19 protein-coding genes are annotated in these 18259 nt (G+C 37.7%); 13 read left to right on the top strand and 6 right to left on the bottom strand.

The annotated features are described in order from the left end of the window. Positions 1-93 precede the first annotated feature (93 nt). Entirely contained in the window at positions 94-1095 is a 1002-nt protein-coding gene (locus tag RTR76_RS08935; RefSeq protein ID WP_312519422.1) for a hypothetical protein, read from the top strand. Positions 1096-1210: 115 nt separating this feature from the next. Further along, positions 1211-1408: a hypothetical protein gene (locus RTR76_RS08930; protein WP_312519419.1), complete on the top strand. Its 198-nt coding sequence runs from the start codon at positions 1211-1213 to the stop codon at positions 1406-1408. A 346-nt stretch (positions 1409-1754) separates the two neighbouring features. Here the strand turns inward: RTR76_RS08930 and RTR76_RS08925 are convergent, their stop codons facing one another. Beyond that, positions 1755-2876: a radical SAM/SPASM domain-containing protein gene (locus RTR76_RS08925; RefSeq protein ID WP_312519417.1), complete on the bottom strand. Its 1122-nt coding sequence runs from the start codon at positions 2874-2876 to the stop codon at positions 1755-1757. An 11-nt stretch (positions 2877-2887) separates the two neighbouring features. Further along, entirely contained in the window at positions 2888-3049 is a 162-nt protein-coding gene (locus RTR76_RS08920; RefSeq protein ID WP_312519416.1) for a hypothetical protein, read from the bottom strand. A 1269-nt stretch (positions 3050-4318) separates the two neighbouring features. Between RTR76_RS08920 and RTR76_RS08915 the strand changes: the two genes are divergently transcribed. The 4 genes from RTR76_RS08915 (at position 4319) to RTR76_RS08900 (ending at position 6462) form a co-directional block, all read left to right on the top strand. Next, a complete protein-coding gene (locus RTR76_RS08915) occupies positions 4319-4840 on the top strand; it encodes a hypothetical protein (protein ID WP_312519415.1) in 522 nt (173 codons plus the stop codon). 407 nt (positions 4841-5247) lie between these two features. Further along, entirely contained in the window at positions 5248-5541 is a 294-nt protein-coding gene (locus RTR76_RS08910) for a helix-turn-helix transcriptional regulator (RefSeq protein ID WP_312519414.1), read from the top strand. After that, the gene (locus tag RTR76_RS08905; RefSeq protein WP_312519412.1) at positions 5541-5849 is read left to right on the top strand and encodes a DUF960 family protein; all 309 of its coding nucleotides are present in this window, start codon (positions 5541-5543) and stop codon (positions 5847-5849) included. The genes RTR76_RS08910 and RTR76_RS08905 overlap by 1 nt, the downstream gene beginning before the upstream one ends. 313 nt (positions 5850-6162) lie before the next feature. After that, a complete protein-coding gene (locus tag RTR76_RS08900) occupies positions 6163-6462 on the top strand; it encodes a hypothetical protein (protein ID WP_312519410.1) in 300 nt (99 codons plus the stop codon). A 111-nt stretch (positions 6463-6573) separates the two neighbouring features. Here the strand turns inward: RTR76_RS08900 and RTR76_RS08895 are convergent, their stop codons facing one another. Next, positions 6574-6747, bottom strand: a complete 174-nt coding sequence (locus RTR76_RS08895) for a hypothetical protein (RefSeq protein WP_312338051.1) — start codon at positions 6745-6747, stop codon at positions 6574-6576. Positions 6748-6829: 82 nt separating this feature from the next. Here RTR76_RS08895 and RTR76_RS08890 point away from each other — a divergent pair, with 82 nt between their 5' ends. The 4 genes from RTR76_RS08890 (at position 6830) to RTR76_RS08875 (ending at position 11605) form a co-directional block, all read left to right on the top strand. Further along, a complete protein-coding gene (locus RTR76_RS08890) occupies positions 6830-7363 on the top strand; it encodes a recombinase family protein (RefSeq protein WP_312519407.1) in 534 nt (177 codons plus the stop codon). After that, a complete protein-coding gene (locus RTR76_RS08885; RefSeq protein ID WP_312519404.1) occupies positions 7353-8255 on the top strand; it encodes a recombinase family protein in 903 nt (300 codons plus the stop codon). The genes RTR76_RS08890 and RTR76_RS08885 overlap by 11 nt, the downstream gene beginning before the upstream one ends. 202 nt (positions 8256-8457) lie before the next feature. Continuing rightward, complete coding sequence (locus RTR76_RS08880) at positions 8458-9393, top strand: DUF1837 domain-containing protein (protein ID WP_312519401.1); 936 nt, start codon at positions 8458-8460, stop codon at positions 9391-9393. A gap of 7 nt (positions 9394-9400) precedes the next feature. Beyond that, complete coding sequence (locus RTR76_RS08875) at positions 9401-11605, top strand: DEAD/DEAH box helicase (protein WP_312519398.1); 2205 nt, start codon at positions 9401-9403, stop codon at positions 11603-11605. A gap of 81 nt (positions 11606-11686) precedes the next feature. Here the strand turns inward: RTR76_RS08875 and RTR76_RS08870 are convergent, their stop codons facing one another. Continuing rightward, positions 11687-13126, bottom strand: a complete 1440-nt coding sequence (locus RTR76_RS08870; protein ID WP_312519395.1) for a hypothetical protein — start codon at positions 13124-13126, stop codon at positions 11687-11689. 239 nt (positions 13127-13365) lie between these two features. Between RTR76_RS08870 and RTR76_RS08865 the strand changes: the two genes are divergently transcribed. The 3 genes from RTR76_RS08865 (at position 13366) to RTR76_RS08855 (ending at position 16399) form a co-directional block, all read left to right on the top strand. Next, the gene (locus RTR76_RS08865; protein ID WP_312519392.1) at positions 13366-14496 is read left to right on the top strand and encodes a DUF362 domain-containing protein; all 1131 of its coding nucleotides are present in this window, start codon (positions 13366-13368) and stop codon (positions 14494-14496) included. Positions 14497-14549: 53 nt separating this feature from the next. Further along, positions 14550-14825, top strand: a complete 276-nt coding sequence (locus tag RTR76_RS08860; RefSeq protein WP_312519389.1) for a metal-sensing transcriptional repressor — start codon at positions 14550-14552, stop codon at positions 14823-14825. 350 nt (positions 14826-15175) lie between these two features. Further along, complete coding sequence (locus RTR76_RS08855; protein WP_312519386.1) at positions 15176-16399, top strand: DUF438 domain-containing protein; 1224 nt, start codon at positions 15176-15178, stop codon at positions 16397-16399. A gap of 59 nt (positions 16400-16458) precedes the next feature. Here RTR76_RS08855 and RTR76_RS08850 read toward each other — a convergent pair whose 3' ends face one another. After that, positions 16459-16758 carry a putative quinol monooxygenase gene (locus RTR76_RS08850; RefSeq protein WP_312519384.1) on the bottom strand — a complete coding sequence of 100 codons (300 nt, stop codon included), beginning with the start codon at positions 16756-16758 and terminating at the stop codon, positions 16459-16461. 15 nt (positions 16759-16773) lie between these two features. Next, positions 16774-18177 carry an FAD-binding oxidoreductase gene (locus RTR76_RS08845; RefSeq protein WP_312519381.1) on the bottom strand — a complete coding sequence of 468 codons (1404 nt, stop codon included), beginning with the start codon at positions 18175-18177 and terminating at the stop codon, positions 16774-16776. Positions 18178-18259 lie beyond the last annotated feature (82 nt).

Raw genomic sequence — 18259 nt, 5'->3', positions numbered from 1 at the left:
TGGCAGGAATTTTATATTTTATAAGAAATGTAGCTATTATGTTTTTGTCTAAATTGAAGGTATATAAATGAGATTTAATGGAGGTAGAGAGATATGAACAGATTGTCGAAATTGTTTTGTATCGTTAGCGTAATACTTGTATCTGTCACGACTTCTGGCTTTGCTTCTAATTGGCTGGTAATGGAGGAAAATTCAACATCTGTGTATCAAGTTGATGCAGAGACGGTAAACTTTTCGGGTGAAGATACCGATAAACAGCTAGAAGTATGGATGAAGAGTCTTCAAAAAGATGGAGCTGGAACATACAATGTAGCTCATTATTTAGTAAAAGAGAAGGGATTAATGTTCATTTTAAAAGAACGTACGATTAGCTCAGCAAATGGGGCAATACTCAGTTCATTCCAAAATACTACAGACAAATGGAATGCAACTACTCCTAATACTCCAATAGGTTCTATTGCAAGCCGCCTCTTTGCTGAGTATCACAAAAATCCGGAAGCATTTACTCTACAATCATTAACGAATAACCTTAAAGGGGCAGGGCCGTTTTCGACTGAGACTAAAATGAAAGAAGCAACAGAAACGGCAGTGGATTTAAAGGAAGTCAAAAAGGCATTGGATGACGAACAAATCAAAATGGACGATGCTAATGGAGTGAAGCGTTTCTATGTACGCGATAGGAGAGGACCTGCTCTATTTAGTGGCATTACACATTATGTAACAGCTGACTTCTGTCTGTCTATTTATGGAAATGCAAAAAGAGCAGCTACATTACAGTTCACTACTGAGGATACCCGGGCTGGTACTCATAAAGAGAAAGGTCCAATAACGATTCAGGTTGACGGAAAAGACTGGGTTTTATCGCCTTCGCAGTCTGACAGCGGCGGACGTAATAGTGTTATGTATATATATACGTATAAACTACCGGATTCCCTCATTCAATCAATAGTGGGCACTAAGAAGCCTGTTACTATAAAATGGATGCATTTTTATAATAATTCATGGGAAAACAAAGAGCGGGTAATTCCAGACAAGACACTGCGTGCAATACAACTTATGTATTTGGGATGTACTAATGAAATATTATCAACATGAAAGTATCATTAAGTGAACGATGGAAATAGTTTAAATTGCTGAACTTAAAGATCGTTTCCGAGAGCATATTGATTAAGTAATGCTAATTAAAACTAGGAAGGATTCTTGCTATATCATGACAAAAGTAGCAGCCATCAAAGCTGATTCCTACGATCCCCATATAGTTGGACAAGCCATAACCGACTTACTCGCCCACTTAGGCGGTATGTCACAGTTTATACAGCCTGGTGATAGAGTGTTAGTGAAACCGAACATGCTGGAAGCGGTGGAAAAAGGTCTTTGTGTAACTACCGATCCGCCGGTTGTTCTCTAAATACCTCTTTAGATGCTTGAGTACTATTGACTGATGCTTTAGAACATAACATTGGTGCCATGTTCATAAAAGTAACAATTCTTTGGATTGTCGGGGGAGAACATGTCATTGGTAACGGCGAAAAATGGTGTGATGATGCGATGTGACAAGGGTTCGATAAGCTTCGCCTCTACCAATCAAAACCAGACTTTCACAAAAATAGGAAACAGCTATTTGCCAATATATGCAAATAGCTGTTTTTTGATATTTAAGATTAATTTAGTTTACTAATAACCGAGTATTTAAGATGGAAGAAAAAGTTTAGTTAATGCAGTATTATGCTTATAATGCGAACGCTCATCCCCATTTAAGTTAATTTTTGCAAACTATTCCTTATTAGTTCTTCAAACCTCGGATTGTAAATACCAGGTTTTACCTGAAAAGGCGTTAGATTATCTATAGAATCTTTAATGTACAAATAGACAGATTTGAGGATTTTACAACTTACGCCTTCATTATTTTCAATACCAGTTTCATTATATGAAACATGATTGCAACCACCATTGCAGAAATCATAAATTTCACAAGACTTGCATTTATCTCTGCGTATTATTGCTTCGCTTAAAATATTCACAAATCCCTCTGATTCGAAGGCGCCCCTAATATTTGAATAATCAAACACATTTCCGAAACTATATTTTGGGGGAAAGTACCTATTGCATGGAACAATCTCACCATCATGTCGCACGCCTACCCATCTTCCTAAGCAGGAAGTAAAGGAACAAAGTGTTTTCTTTCGGAACAGTATAAAATCAATTAGCTGTCTAAAAAAGCTGACTTCAATGTTGCATTCTCTGTCGTATCTCCAATAATCATAAAACTCTTTCATTCGCCAAATTGCTTCATCTTCATGTAATTCTAAACTCGGATTTCTAGAGTCTATAGAGGGAACATAAAAGTTAAGTGAATAATTCATTTGATTCTCTTTGAAAAAATTATAACTCTCTATCAGATTATCGATATTGCGCTGCGAAACCACCATTATAGTACCGCACCTTCCACCGCGATCAAGAATCATTTTACGTCCACGTAATATCGCTTCATCATTGCCTCTCAAGTCTGCGTTACGTATGCCGTCATAAGAACCACTTACACTAATTCCATTATCACACATAAACGCCGCAAATTCTGGATTCATAAGCGTAAGGTTTGTTTGCATAGAGTTTATAATTTTACAATTACTGCCTTTCTGCAACGACAATACGCTTTTGTAAAAATCTTGCCCCATAAGCATAGGTTCACCACCATGCCACAAAAACGTTACTTTTTTATAAAAAGGTAACGTTATAGAAAATAACTGTTTTATTGTTTCTAAATTCATGAAATCACTATTTTCATAATGTTGTTTATGAAAACAATAAACACAATTCATATTACAAGCATTTGTAGGCATTACCAAAACATTCAAGTGTTCAAAAAAGTGAGCCATTTACTTATCCTCTAATCCCTATGCTCATCCCTATGAAAATCAACATATGTATCCCATTCATCATCATCAATCGTCCAATCAGTATGCTTATCCTGGGGTTGATAGATGTTACTAAAAAATGTGCTAAACAAAGATTGTTTCAAATATTTGTCATATAATGCAGTAGTACTCATATGCTTTCCTCCAAATTTAAATAAAATACGTTCAACTAAATTAGAGTTCGCGATTACGTCTGAAAAAGTCGCTGGTTTGCATAATCATCGTTTCCAAATAATTCTTCGGAAGATTTCTTCCTTATACAGATTATCCTTAGTGCAATCAATATAATTATAATCCTTGATTGACAAAAATACAAATTTATGTAATATACTGGGACAGTAAAAATCGTTCGTCGTTATATCCGATGCGGAGAACTGTATCATCCTACAGCAGTTAAATCCATGATATCTCAAAACATCAAATCCATATATCGTCTTGACTATCCTATTTTTGTTTTTGTTGATTGATGGGGTTATAGGTGACTCAATACTTAAATCGAACATTGTATTGGCGTGTTTGTTTAATGTTTCGTGGCATGTTATAGAACTGTTTAATGAATGAACATCGAAAGAATATACTGTCGTTGAATATTGTGTTTCTATCTTACTCAGATACATTTTGCTAATTCCCGTTATCAGCTAGTTTTCCTTGAGAAAGCTCTTTGTTCTTTGCGAATGCGATATAGAAGATTTTTAGTAATTTAGCGATATTTTTTTGCTTCTCTTGTCAAGCTAAATTCATGAAGAATACTGTATACCCGAATATAGTGAGGATACATCCGCCGGTTGTCCTTTGGTTACCTTTTTAGATGCTTAATTTCTCCAAGAATATGCCAGTTTATAAAACCACTCTATTGCCGATTGTTTTCATGCTCATATATCAATCTTTTCGCTGGTGGGCCGGCTTCATTAAAGCCTCCACCATTATGGCCACAGGTTTTGCGTTTAATGGAGAGCCTATAGCCGTGTGGTCGGGAGTATATGAAATGATAATCTGGAAGTATTACTATGCTTTCCATTATATTTTGCTTGCGGAAAGCCTAAAGTTTATCATTGAAACAATAAAGTCGGTACAATTTCGAAGTAATTCGCAATCGAAGTAACACCTAGGTATGATAAGTATGCCGATAGCGAAAGGATAGCGTTAGGGTTTTACGGCATACTATAGTTGGAGATGGGGATTTGATCATGACGATGAAAGTACGTATTATTACTACGATTGTTTCTATGATACTTTTCATTTAGCTTCGACGGATCACGGTAGGAGCGTTGTATAACTGAACTGGTTGATCAGCAGATTCTATATATTTTCGTGCCCGAAGAGCTTGGTATCAATACAATGTAAGGTTGGTGAATACTTCATTGCCAAATTTCCGATACTTAATCAAGTGGAGGTGTATATTCTTGGAAGATAGATTTACTCGTGGATTTACCGCAGGGATCATATCTGGATTAGCTATGAATATATACTCTTGGCTAGCAGGATCAATGGCCCTAACCACTCTAAGGATGGTGGATTGGGCTGGATTAGTTTTATACGGGCATAGGCCACCGTTTGATACAACCGAGTTTATAGTAGCCCAGGTAGCTCAGCTAATCTATTGTGGAGCGCTCGGTGTTTTTTTCGCTTATTTTATAACCTGGGTAAAAAGTAGAAACATATACTTTAAGGGATGGCTTTTTTCGACCATGACCTGGTTTGCCTGTTACGGTATAGCTACTCTCTATAAATTAGAAGGAACTATACCTATGCCAGTAAAAACGGTAATTTCCAATTTTATAGCGGCTATGATATTCGGCTTAGCTATAGCAGCTTTAACCACGGTTGCGGCAACAGACAAGAATACCTCGGAAGCCTATTCTAATTTAATTGCGCAGCCAGCAATGAAACCAAATAAAGAAGATAAGGAAACGCCGGACGACTAGTCACGGGCGTTGATTTTTTCATGGCTTTTTTGTTATTAGGGGATGTGGATGGGGCTACGATTTTGTGTCACCGCCAGGTCCAATAAAACCCAAAAACAAAAAACAAAGCTACAGTAAATAAAATAGTTGGAAAAATTCTACCCATTTATTGCCTAGGAGATTAGTTTTTATATGGTGTCGCCAAGACTTCGAATCCACTCTCGTGCCTTATAGCGATCGAAGGTATTGTTAGGTTCGGGTGGGGTAATCGTATGAAAGTGCCGCAGCACCTCCACAGCCTCCTTGTTCTTGTGTTGATGTTTCAGGGCCAGGGCTTTGGTAAAATAGGCTCCGGCTTTTTGGGGTCTACTTCAATCGCTTATCGGCATCCAGCAGCACCAGGTCGATGTTGCATTGGAGTGAAATAGTTGAAGACTGATTACGAAGAAGCGTATCTTGAGCTTGGCAAACAGATTGCATTTTATCGACAGAAGAGAGGCTTATCGCAAGAGCAATTAGCCAGAAGAGTTAAGTGTAGTTTGATTTACATACAAAAAATAGAAGGGGAGCTTGTGGCAACTCGAACAACGATGAGCGCTATATGGTCAGTAAAGAAATTGGATTTCTTGTTTGCGATTGCCAATGCGTTACAAACAGATGCAGCTGCCTTTTTTAAGCCTATGACAGAGGTTAATTTCCAAAAATATCGGAGGGATCACTAATGTTTGTAGGAACGCGATATGCTACAAGAGGTGTTGCTAATCGATTGGGACTTGATGCACAATTATTACTGTGGTCATTGATTGATATGCGAAAAGAGAAAGGCATTGAAGTTGATTATTTACAGGTATTTGAACTGTCTGTAATACAAAAAGAAGGTATTGATATACAATATGTAATACATCGGCAAGAATGCCCGCCAGCAGTTGATAACTATTATTCGCCGCTGCTTGAAACAACAACTAAAATAACGGTATGGGTAATAGACTGTGACGAATACCGTATGATGTTGTTGCCAGAAGAATATTGAGAACTACCCACAAGCTAACCCTTGTCAAACTATTGACAGAGGTTTATTTTTTTTCTTCAAGATGCATAAAACCGTTTACGCGGTGAGAGCAGGAGGATACGATAAATATATAAGTAGTTAACATAAAGAAGGTGATTGCATGAAGCGAAACATCAAACCGCTAACCCCACGGTGTGGACTTTGTAAAAAGCTCTATTCCTATCGGGAAGATGATGGCTCTGGTCTATGTCCCAGGTGTAGACCTGCTAATAGCCGACCGATGTTAGCAAATCATCACACAAAACAAACAAATATTAAGGAGGTCAGTAAACCAGTGATGGATGATTTTGAGCTAGAGGAGCAGCAGGGACTAGAACCTATTTTAGAACCTAATGAGGAAGTCCAAGAGGATCAGGAACTTGCAGTATCTCAAGAGATGGTTGATCATACTTTTTCTAATAAAGAGAAGGAAGTTGAGTTAGTAAAGGAATCAAGGTCTGAACTTAAAGTTGAGGACATCATCGAACAAGGACGATACGGTGTTAGCAACAGTCAAATGATTCCGGAAGGCCATTGCGGAAGAATTAATAGAGAAGTTGATTCTATTGAAGAGAACGTACTTCTATACTTATGAAAAGTCAGTCCGGTATTTAAAGAAGAAGGAACGGGAATATATTGCTACCAATCTACAATAAGCATAAAAAATCGGAGCATTACGCTCCGGTTTTTTTATTTTCTATTTTAGTTAACTTGTGGCTTGCTTTTGGGTACTATGTGTTACTTCCGCGAGATTATGCCCTTTTTTCGCTTGGTAATACATTGGATTGCTAAGGAGTTGATGAACATGTTGATTAAAATCCATCAAAGCGGTAGGCGAGGGTTGATTAATTTCTTTGAAAGTAAAAGTAATTTTAGGCATTTAATAAAAACCTCCTGAATTTTTGAAGTATCATACGGATTCAGGAGGTAGAACTTAACATGTATTTGAAAGGATGAATATATTGATAGTTAAGACGATAAAACATGTGGCAATTTATTTACGTAAGTCTCGCGATGATGGAGAATATGAAGACGTATTGGCCAAGCATCGAGATATGTTGACTTCTTTTGTGGAAAGTAAGGGATGGAGCTATGTAATCTTAGAAGAGATCGCTTCTGGTGAATCGATTATTAAAAGGCCGCAAATGCAAATTTTACTTAGTCATGTAGAGGATGGCTGTTACGATGGCGTGGTTGTAGTAGACTTTGACCGGCTAAGTCGTGGCAGCTATGCTGACCTGGGGATGATTGAGGAGGCTTTTAAATCTACAGGGACATTAATCATTACTCCCCAGAGAATGTACGATCTAGAAGATGACAGTGACGAAATGACAATTGGCATTAAATCCTTTGTTTCCAAAGAAGAATATAAACTAATCAAAAAGCGACTACGGGATGGGAAGATCAACGGAGCTAGAAAAGGGATGTGGACAAGCGGTCAGCCATCATTTCCCTATTACTATGATCGACTGAGCAAAACCATTTTTGGTAGATGAAACCAAACGGTATTACTATAGGGAAATGGTTGAACGCTTTATTAATGGTGCTGGTTTGACGGAAATTGCCGACTGGTTAACGGAGCATTTACCCAGGCAGCGAAGAAATACTATGGGAAAACAGAAAAAATGGTCAATAGTTGTTGTGAAACGGATTTTAAGTAGTGAAGTGCATCTCGGTTATGTGATTTTTGGTAAGTATAAAAGGAAAAGGGGGCTTAGGCAGGTAGTACCGCAAGAGCAATGGATAAAGAGTAAAGGAAAGCACGAGCCATTAAAGACAGAAGAAGAACATAAAAAGATTATGGCAAGGTTAGCGTTATCTAAAGAGCAAAATACAAAGAATCGAGAAGTATTGCCTTTATCAGGTATGCTATATTGCGAACAGTGCGGTTCTCGGATGATAATTAAGACAGTCGTATATAAAAATGGCAAGAAATGTTGGTGTGCGTATTGTTCTGGACGACAAGCAGATAAAAGCTGTGATCAAAAAAGCAGTGTTTTGAATGAAGACTTCTTTACAGGATTATATCAAAGGGTGGTACACGTTGATGATAATATTCAATGGCAAATGCATGAGCAAAATAGAGCGTTAACGAAATACAAGCAATTATTAGCGATTAAAGAAAAAGAACTAGAGAAGCATAAGCAAGCTATTGATAGGCTATATGAAATGCGGGAAGAAGATAATATTGATAAGAGTTCCTTTATTGAACGTAAAAAGGTACGGGATGAGCAGATTCAAGCTTTAAGGAAGGAAGTTGATAATTTGAAGCTGGTTATTCAGGAACAAAAAGATATGCCTTCACTAGACAAAATAAAGCAGCAGATAAAAGTGTTTAAGGAAAGATGGCGTTATATAGAGAGTGTGCAAGAGCGAATAGGCTGTTGAAGCGGATTGTAGGTAAGATTACATATCACCGGGAAGCTAATGATGTGTACTTGGGGATTCAATATAATTAGAGTAAATATTTTTTGAATAATTTTGAAAACTCCTGCCTTAATATGTATTATTTTGGCAGGAGTTTTATATTACATGATATAAATATAAAGAATAGTCAATTTATTATGCAAAAAGCGTTAGGAGCAATTTTATGACTAGAATTTTCGATAAAAAGAAAATTATATTATTAAATATTAGTGAAACTGATCTTAATTCTTTTCTAGTAGATACGGATATAGACGATTGTGGAAATTCTTGTTTTATGCTTAACGAACTTGCTAATACAATAATAAATGTAATTCCCGAATATGTTTTTGCCCATTATGAAAACCCTAATATTCCTCAAAATGATACTGTTGATAAACTTAGACAAGCAGCTAAAAGTATCTATAAAATAAGCGAATATAATTTGATGAGGAGATATTATTTAGATAAGGATGAATCTCTTGAAGATGAAATAAAAAATTTAAAAAGTTATAATCGTGGAGAATTTGGAGAATTACTACTACATTTGCTATTGAGAGATTTTAAAGCGACAATTCCTTTAATCTCGAAAGTCTATTTTAAAGATTCTGCAGGAGTACCCGCACATGGGTTTGATTCAGTGCATGTTTCTCCTGATGAGAAAATTCTTTGGTTAGGGGAAAGTAAATTTTATACGGATAGTAAGAGGGGAATTAGTGAATTAATCGAGGATTTGTTAAGTCACTTTAAAACAGATTATTTAAACGAGCAGTTTAGTATTATAAAGAAAAACCTTGAAAATAATAGTATTCCGATGAGAGATAATTGGATAGATGTTTTAAGTAACTGTAATAAATTATCAGATAAAATTAATATTATTAACATACCACTACTATGTATTTATCCACATGACATTTATGAGTTATATTCAAATATGAAAGATAATCAAACTATTATTTATCATAAAGATAATGTTCGTGAATTGAAAAAATACTTTGATAGTAATAATAATCATCCCCTTAAGAAAAATTTGAATATTATTTTAATGTTATTTCCTGTAAAAAACAAAAAAGAATTAGCTATTAAGCTTCACGAAAAACTTTGGCATATGCAAAATATGTGAGGTAATTATGGAAAAAATAATTAGCAATATTGATAATGTTGAATTTATTAATTATGATGAAAGTTTTCAACTAGCATCATATTGTTCAAAATTATTATCTAGCAAAGATGAAAATAAACAATATGAAGCACGTAAAATAGTAATTCATATATTAGCTAAATTACATAAATTAGATCAAAATACTTACACCTTATGGACTGATATTATAGAAGCTGTTGGTTTTTATCCTTATATCGAAAAAAATAAAGATACATTAAATGTTACTTCACTAAGTGATGAAATACGCAAAGAATATCATTCTTCTAATTATATTGAGAAAACATATTTTCATTTAGAACAAAAAAAGCTTTCTGAATATATTCAGTCGGGAAAAAATGTTATAGCTAGCGCTCCGACTAGTTTTGGTAAAAGCCTGCTAATTGAAGAGGTTGTAGCATCTGAGAAATATAAAAACATAGTTATTATTCAACCTACGTTGGCACTCCTTGATGAAACAAGATTGAAAATGAAAAAATATAATGATAAATATAAAATCATTGTCAGAACTTCTCAGCCATTTTCAGAAGAAAAAGGAAATTTGTTTTTGCTTACAGCTGAAAGAGTTATGGAATATGATAACTTGCCGCATATAGATTTTTTAATAATTGATGAGTTTTATAAATTGAGTCTAAAGAGAAAAGATGATCGAGCAGATGCACTTAATAATGCTTTTTTAAAAATAATTAATAAATTTAAATGTAATTTTTACTTCTTAGGACCAAATATTGACAGCATATCAGAAGGCTTTGCCCAAAAGTATAATGCTGTTTTTTATAAGTCAGATTTTTCATTAGTGGATTGTAATGTAATTAATCTATATGAAAAAATATGTTGGGGAAATTCTGATAAAAAAAAGGATGCACAGAAAGAGGCAATTTTATTTGATTTATTGGAGTCTTTACAAAATGAACAAACTTTAATTTATTGTTCTACACCTAGCAGAGCTAGACGGTTTGCTAGAGACTATTTGAATTATTTGTTAAATAAGAATAAAGGTTATTTGAAAAACAATGAGCTCCCTTTGATTGAATGGATTAATAATAATATTTCTTCAGAGTGGAGTTTGTCAAAAGGCCTACAATTTGGAATTGCAATTCATGATGGTTCATTGCAAAAACATATAGCAACTACTATAATTAAATATTTTAATGAAGGACTTTTAAAGTGCATTTTTTGCACTTCAACCATCATTGAGGGTGTAAATACAAGCGCAAAAAATGTGATACTTTTTGATGGGAAAAAGGGTGGAAATGACATAGATTTTTTTGATTATAGTAATATAAAGGGAAGATCTGGTCGCCTAATGGAACATTATATAGGAAAAATATATAATTTTTGTTTACCACCTAAGAAAGAGAAAATAGAAATTGATATTCCGTTTTATGAACAAAAAATAATAACTGATGAAATTTTAGTAAACATTCCTAAAAATGATATACTTTCTATAAATTTAAGCAGATATGAAGAAATACATGAAATTATGCCACAGTTATTAGATATAATAAAAAGAAATGGTGTTTCTATTAATGGGCAAATGAATATTTACTATGCTTTGGAAAGAGATATAAATACTAATGACTATAATAATTTTGCATGGACACAAACACCTAATTGGAATAAATTAAGATATGTTTTAGGTTTAGGGGAAAATAATCTTTTTGATTTTAGAAGTAAGCATGCAGTGGTTTCAGTTGATCAACTTGTTCGATATATAGATGAATATAAAAAACACAAGAATATCATGCATATTGTCAAAGATATTTATTCAACTAAATTAAAAACTATACAAAATTTGACAGACGATAGAAAGTTAAGATATTATGACGAGTCTATAGAAAAAGCTTTTCATATATATCGTCATTGGTTTCAGTTTACAGTACCTAAAGCCTTAAGAGTTGTAGACAGTTTACAACGATATGTATGTGAAAGACACAGAAAACATGGCGGTTCGTATAGTTATTTTGTACAACAACTTGAAAATGATTTTGTACGTGAAAATTTATCTATACTCTCTGAATATGGGATACCTTCGAGCACTATAAGACAGCTAGAAGAAAAAATACCAGTGCATTTGAGTGAAGATGAAGTAATTCAATATATAAAAGCTAATTTTAATACATTGTCAAAGTCTTTAATTCAATATGAAAGAGAGAAATTGATGCAATGTATTTAGCTATATATTGTAGCTTCTATATTCAAATAAAAAGACTCTACATTTGTAGAGTCTTTTTATTTGAATGATTAATCTATCTAGTTATATTAGAGTAATAATTTGTACTTTAGAGCGCAAGCGAGTATCGTTAACCAGTTTCGGTAATGCTTCATTGTTAGAATCAGCGATAAATTTCAAGGCTTCCTTAAGTGGAAGATTGGTTGACCGGCTATTAAATTGAGAAGCTAGTGTACGAAAGTTGATACTGCAGCTGGAGTATCTTAAGCGAGATTGAATATCAGAGTCGGCTAATAATCTAATAAATTCAAAATAATGCTTATCAGAAAAATGGCTAATTAATTCTGTGTATATTGGTTCAGCTGAAGATGAAATTCCATATGCATTTCCTATAGCGCACATGATTAAGACTTTAATGTATTTTGCTAAAACTTCTCTAGGAATTTCCCCGTTTGCAGGTATATATTTTGCTAGGTTCCGTGCGTGAGGAGGCTCATTATGGAAGTTATTCCATCCCATATGGGCAGAGTATAACGTATCCAAAACTTGATCCATTTCCATAATTCTGTGGTCATTTGTAAGGTAAGAAAGCCCGTTTTCAAGACTGTCTAAAAACTCATGGGCGAGGTTCTTCCTTTGGATTTCTGCATTTGCGGAGAAGACCGCAAATTTCAAACCACAGTCATATTTTGCTTGAACTGAAGAATTTTCCCATACAGATGAGACGATAAGTCTTAAGTTGGTTCGTACTTGTGCGGCTAAGGATGGATCTGTATACATACCAAATATTGCTCGAAGAGTCGAGTCGATAAGGACAACAGGTATTTGTTGCAAATTGGCTCTAATTGGAGGTACGTCAGCGGCGGAGAGTACATTTGTTCTTAAGTTATTTAGTAGTTTTCTGATTTCAATTACTGGACCTTCGGGGTCCTTAGCTAATACTTCTTTTATGCAGGTTTGAAGCCAGCTCGATAGTTGCAGTCCGTCTAGGTCATTATGATTAGGGTGGGCGGCACTGGCATGATTGCGCATATCCCGTATATAATCAAGATGCATATAGCCGATATCGGTTATAATACCAGTATCCTTGCACCCTTTTATCAATTCCCAGTCATCTAGGTTTTTAAGATCGTCCTCATTGCGGAAACTGGCTCTTCTTCGAGTATCAGTGATAATACTATCAAGAAAATAATTTATATCAAAGCGAATAACCTTTTGTCTTAAATTTAGTACCGTTTCATTCCACAAAAAATTTAAGGCGGCATCAAAAAGTCCTGCACCGCATGCAGCGATAAATTTTGAAATATACATAGCCTCATTTTTTTGCTGAGGATTTAGTCGCTGAACGATAGCGGGAAGATTGTTCATAACTGTCAAACGTTCTTGGGGTTCAACTAAGACATTTTCTGCTGGTAAACTTAAACTAGAGAGGTAACGTGTAAGTCCTTGCGAAAAACTGTCTACGCCTGCTTGAACACTTGTTTCGGGCGGGACAGAAACTAAATTATTACTTCCCATCGTCATATATAGTTCCACCTCAATTTTAGTAATATAGAAATAATTATAATATTTGGGTCAATATTACTTCTAATTTGGACTTTAAAAATCCTGCTATGCCAGAAATCAGCATATTGGATATGCAGGTGATCTTCAAAGGTTAACTTTTAAGCGAATTTGGCAGGGGTTTTGCATTTTCATGAGAATATTAAAAAGCGTTTTACAATATATCGATTTGAGAAAATCGCTAAGGGCGGTCGCAAAAAATGACAAAAGTAGCAGCGGTCAAAGCTGATTCCTACGATCAACATATAGTCGAACAAGCCATAACAGAATTGCTTGCCCATTTAGGAGGCATGTCGCAGTTTATACAGCCTGGTGATAGAGTATTAGTGAAGCCGAACATGCTGGAAGCGGTGGAAAAAGGTCTTTGTGTAACTACCGATCCAGAGGTAGTTAGAGCAGTCATTCGTGCAGTGCGCCAAGTTGGAGCAATACCCGTGGTCGGAGATTCACCAGGAACAACTTCAACAGTGAAAGCGGCAGAGAAGTGCGGAATTCTAGCTGTTTGCCAGGAGGAAAAAGTTGAATTGGCTGCCTTTGATGAGACAACAGAGGTGGCTTATCCTGATGGGATAACCGTAAAGAAGTTTACAGTAACCCGTCATTTAGCAGAGGTTGATAAAGTTATTTCTCTTGCCAAAATGAAGACTCATACCTTTATGGGAGCTACCGGAGCGACAAAGAATTTATTTGGCTGTATTGTGGGCATGCAAAAGGCACAATTCCACTTGCGCATGCAAGCACGGCAGGAGTTTGCTGCTATGCTGATTGATTTGGCAAACTGTGTGAAACCGGTATTGTCAATTATAGATGGTGTTATCGGTATGGAGGGAAACGGTCCGCGCAATGGAAAGCCTATTAAAGCCGGAGTGATCCTGGGGGGAGCCAATTGTTATGCCGTAGATGTTGTCATGGCTGAGATGATGGGCTTTAAACCAGAGCAGCTGCCAGTGACGGCATTAGCTCTCAAAAGAAGTTTGACACCTGCCTTTCCGGCAATTGAACTTGTTGGCAGTGGTGGGCAGTTGCGATGGAAGTTCGTAGAACCGCGCAGTCTTCAGTCTCTGGAAGACCGGATACCGAAATGGCTGGCGGCATTTGGGCGCAGCCAATTGACTGCCCGGCCGGAGATTACCGCCTCCTGTGTTGGCTGCGGCCGCTGTGTTAAGCATTGCCCTCCCCAAGCGATGGATATTGTGAGTGGACAAGCTGCGATTGACTACACAAAATGTATTCGCTGTTACTGCTGTCAGGAACTCTGTCCCTATGATGCAGTGCAGTTGCACGATGGGCTTTTACTGCAGATGGCAAAACAAATAACTAGGCTTCGCTAGTTTAATCTTGCATAACCCCCCCTGGGGGGATGTAAAATATAAGGAGTGGTATAGTGCATAATCATATACATGCTCATCAGAAACAAGTAGTGAATCGCTTGGCTAGAATAGAAGGTCATGTGAGAGCGATTAAGCAGATGTCGGCAGAAGGGCGGGATTGCCCGGAAGTTTTACTACAGATTGCTGCCGTAAGAAAAGCATTGGATAATACGGCAAAACTCATTTTGAAAGATCATCTGGAACATTGCCTGGTTCATGCAGTTAACGAGGGTGAGCAGGATAAATTTTTGAAAAATCTACAGGATGCAATAGACCACTATATCAGATAGATAGGGGGTCGAAATTATGCGGGCTTTGCTGGTAACCTTGGCTTTACTGGCAGCACCGTCTGTGGCGTTTGCGCACACCGGATCAGTCTTCAAAACAGCCGTAAATTTTTTCCCGATGCTAGTGGTATTTATACCAATACTGTTGAGCCGCTTTATTAAGATAATCTATAACATTATTTCATGGATAAAGCATAAATAATTTAAGGGCGCAGGAAGTAACTTGCGCCCTTAATTATTTTGTTACGATTGTTTTCGAAAGCCTTTATACAAGTGCCCATGATATGGCTAATATACGACTGAACTGCACATACTAACTGGGAAAAATTACATGCGTGCAGGAGGGATTCCGTTTGAGCGAATTAATTAACAATCGGGAGCAGCGTAAGAAAGTACTCCGTGAGATCATCACTGACCTCCATGAAGGAAAACCATTAGCTGCCGTTAAGGCCCGTTTTGATGGAGTGGTCAAGGATTTAGCACCCGGTGAATTGTCGGCAGTGGAACAATCATTGATTGATGAAGGTTTACCTATCACTGAAGTACAAAGATTATGTGATGTTCATTCAGCCGTATTCCGGGATGCCTTGGAGAAATCTCCGGATATGTCGGTCACTTCAGGTCATCCGGTTCATACCTTTCAACAGGAAAACCGCGCCCTGGAAAAACTGATCAGTAGTGAAATCAAGCCATTACTAAGCGAATTGCGGCGAGCACCAGCAGATAAACAGAAAGCCATTGCTTTGAGCATTACCGAAAAGCTTAATTTGCTGTGGGATATTGACAAGCATTACAGCCGTAAGGAAAACTTGCTTTTTCCCTACTTAGAGAAGTACGGCATTACCGCACCGCCACAGGTTATGTGGGGCGTCGATGATGAGATAAGAGCTCAGCTGAAAGAGACTAAAAAATTAGCTGCAGCCTATCAGTCTGACTTGCAGGGGGATCTAATCAGCAAAGCGGAAGATGCATTAGAACGCATCAATGAAATGATCTTTAAAGAGGAAAAAATCCTTTTGCCAATGGCATTAGAAACGCTTGCTGAAGATGAGTGGCATCAGATTCTGATGGATAGTGATGAGATTGGCTATTGCCTGATTGAGCCCGATACAGGATGGAAGCCTGCCAAGAGTTCGGCAGATTCTGTTGGGATGCATACCGAAACGGGTAGAGGCAGCTCAATAAAAATGAATACCGGTGTACTTTCTATCAATGAATTAGAGCTGATTTTCAGTCACTTACCGGTAGACCTTACTTTTGTTGATAAAAATGATACAGTGAAATTCTTTTCTGCAACAAAAGACCGTATTTTTCCACGTACTCGCACAATTATCGGCCGTAAGGTAGAAAACTGCCATCCTCCGGCTAGTGTCCATATTGTTGATCAGTTGGTAGCCGACTTCAAGTCCGGCAAAAAAGATCAGGAAGATTTTTGGATTCGTATGGGTGAAAAATACGTATCTATCCGGTATTTTGCGATCCGTGATACGCAGGGAGATTATCAGGGGACCTTGGAAGTGACTCAGGATATTGCAGCATTGCAAAAAATAACCGGTGAAAAGCGGATAGCCGATTAGTTGGCTAGTATGAGTTGAAAGTAAAAGGACTGCAAGCGTTTTGGCTTGCAGTCCTTTTGCTAACGTTTAATTGCGGCAATATCCTCGTATAACTCAATAACGGGTTTCTCTGCCAGGAGACTGGGAATTTTCTCAAACAGTTCTTTTAAATAGGGCGTAGTGCTGTGATGGTTCAGCGCGGCCTTATCGGCATACTTTTCGTAGAACATGAATTTACCAGTTTGCTTTTCCGAGCGGTGTAAGATATATTGGACGGTGCCTTGTTCTGATTCTACCTGAGGCAATACGGACTTTAACGCAGTTTCCAGCTCTTGCTCTTTGCCTGGTTTGGCCTGTAATGTAGCGATTAATACTACCATATAGATACGCCTCCTTTAGATGATGTCAAAAATCTTGCCAGGGTTTAATATATTATTAGGATCAAGCGCCTTTTTTATCGCTCGCATCATTTCCAATTCGACCGGATCGGTGTATTTTTCCATCAAATCTTTTTTCTTGTAGCCGATGCCATGCTCGCCGGAGAGCTTGCCGCCCAAGGGGTATACAAAATCAAAGATATCCTGATGAATGGCAGCGAGTTTTTGCTGCCAATGCTCTTCCGGAATGTCGCCTTGCAGAATAGAAATATGAATGTTGCCGTCTCCTGCGTGGCTGACAAAGCGGGTTACTGCCTGGTGCTTCTCACAAATATCCGCCATTGTATGCATGGCAAGCGGCAGCTTATCAAGAGGAACGACAATATCCTCGTTACTGTGAATTAATGTTTCATGACGGAATGCTTCAGCAGCTGATTTGCGGGCCCGCCAGATTTTCTGCGAATCGGGCATCATTACTGCTAACGCGCCATTGGCCATGCAGAGTTCGTCAATTGCCACCGCAAAGTCTTCCAGCTCTTCGATGTCGTTGCCTTCCAGCTGGATTATGAGATAATGTCCATTATCACTGTGCGGCAGTTTTTCATTCAGGAAGCTTTCCACGCTCTGAATGGCGGTATTGTCCATAAATTCGATACAGGTTGGAGTAGTAACTTCTTTGATGATCTTAGATACCATGGCAATTGGTGTATGAATATCCGCAAAAACGACTAACAGATCCATGGAGTTTTGAGGCAGGGGAATTAATTTCAGTGTGAGCTGGGTAATGATGCCCAGTGTGCCTTCCGAGCCGATGAGCAGCTGGTCAAGATTGTAACCGGTACTGCTTTTGGCCAGGCGGCCGCCCAGTGTGGTAACCGCCCCTTGGGGGGTAACGACTTCCATTTCATAGATTTGATGACGGGTGGTACCGTATTTTACTGCTTTGTTACCACCAGCGTTCGTTGCGGCATTACCGCCGATAAAGCAGCTGTCGCCGCTGCAAGGGTCTCCTGCGTAGAACAAGCCGGCAGCTTTGGCTGTTTGCTGCACTTCTTCCGTGCGGACTCCGGCTTCAACTGTGATATACATATTATCTGCGTCGATTTTAATAATCCGGTTCATTTTTTCCAGGGATAACACAATTCCGCCATGGAGGGGAACTGCACCGCAGGCCAGTCCTGTACCTGCTCCACGGGGGACAACGGGAATTACCTCCCGGTTTGCCAGGCGCAGCACCTGTGCCACTTCCTGCGTGGTAGCCGGAAAGACAACTACTTCCGGAGCGTGATGATAGTGGGGATCGGTTACTTCATCGTGGCTATAAGTAACAAGTTTATCCGCATCGGTGATCACGTTTTTTTCACCGAGCAGCTGTTTTAGTTCATCGATAATCGCGACAGTTACTGGCTGATAAGTAGACAAGTACAGGACCTCCTCAAGAATAATGAAAAAATATTGTATACAGTATAACATAATACAGTGAATTTTTCTATTGATATCAGGA

The sequence above is a fragment of the Anaerospora sp. genome (genome assembly GCF_032013335.1).
Classification (GTDB): domain Bacteria; phylum Bacillota; class Negativicutes; order Sporomusales; family DSM-15969; genus Anaerospora.
This window is presented reverse-complemented; position numbering and strand designations above follow the sequence as displayed.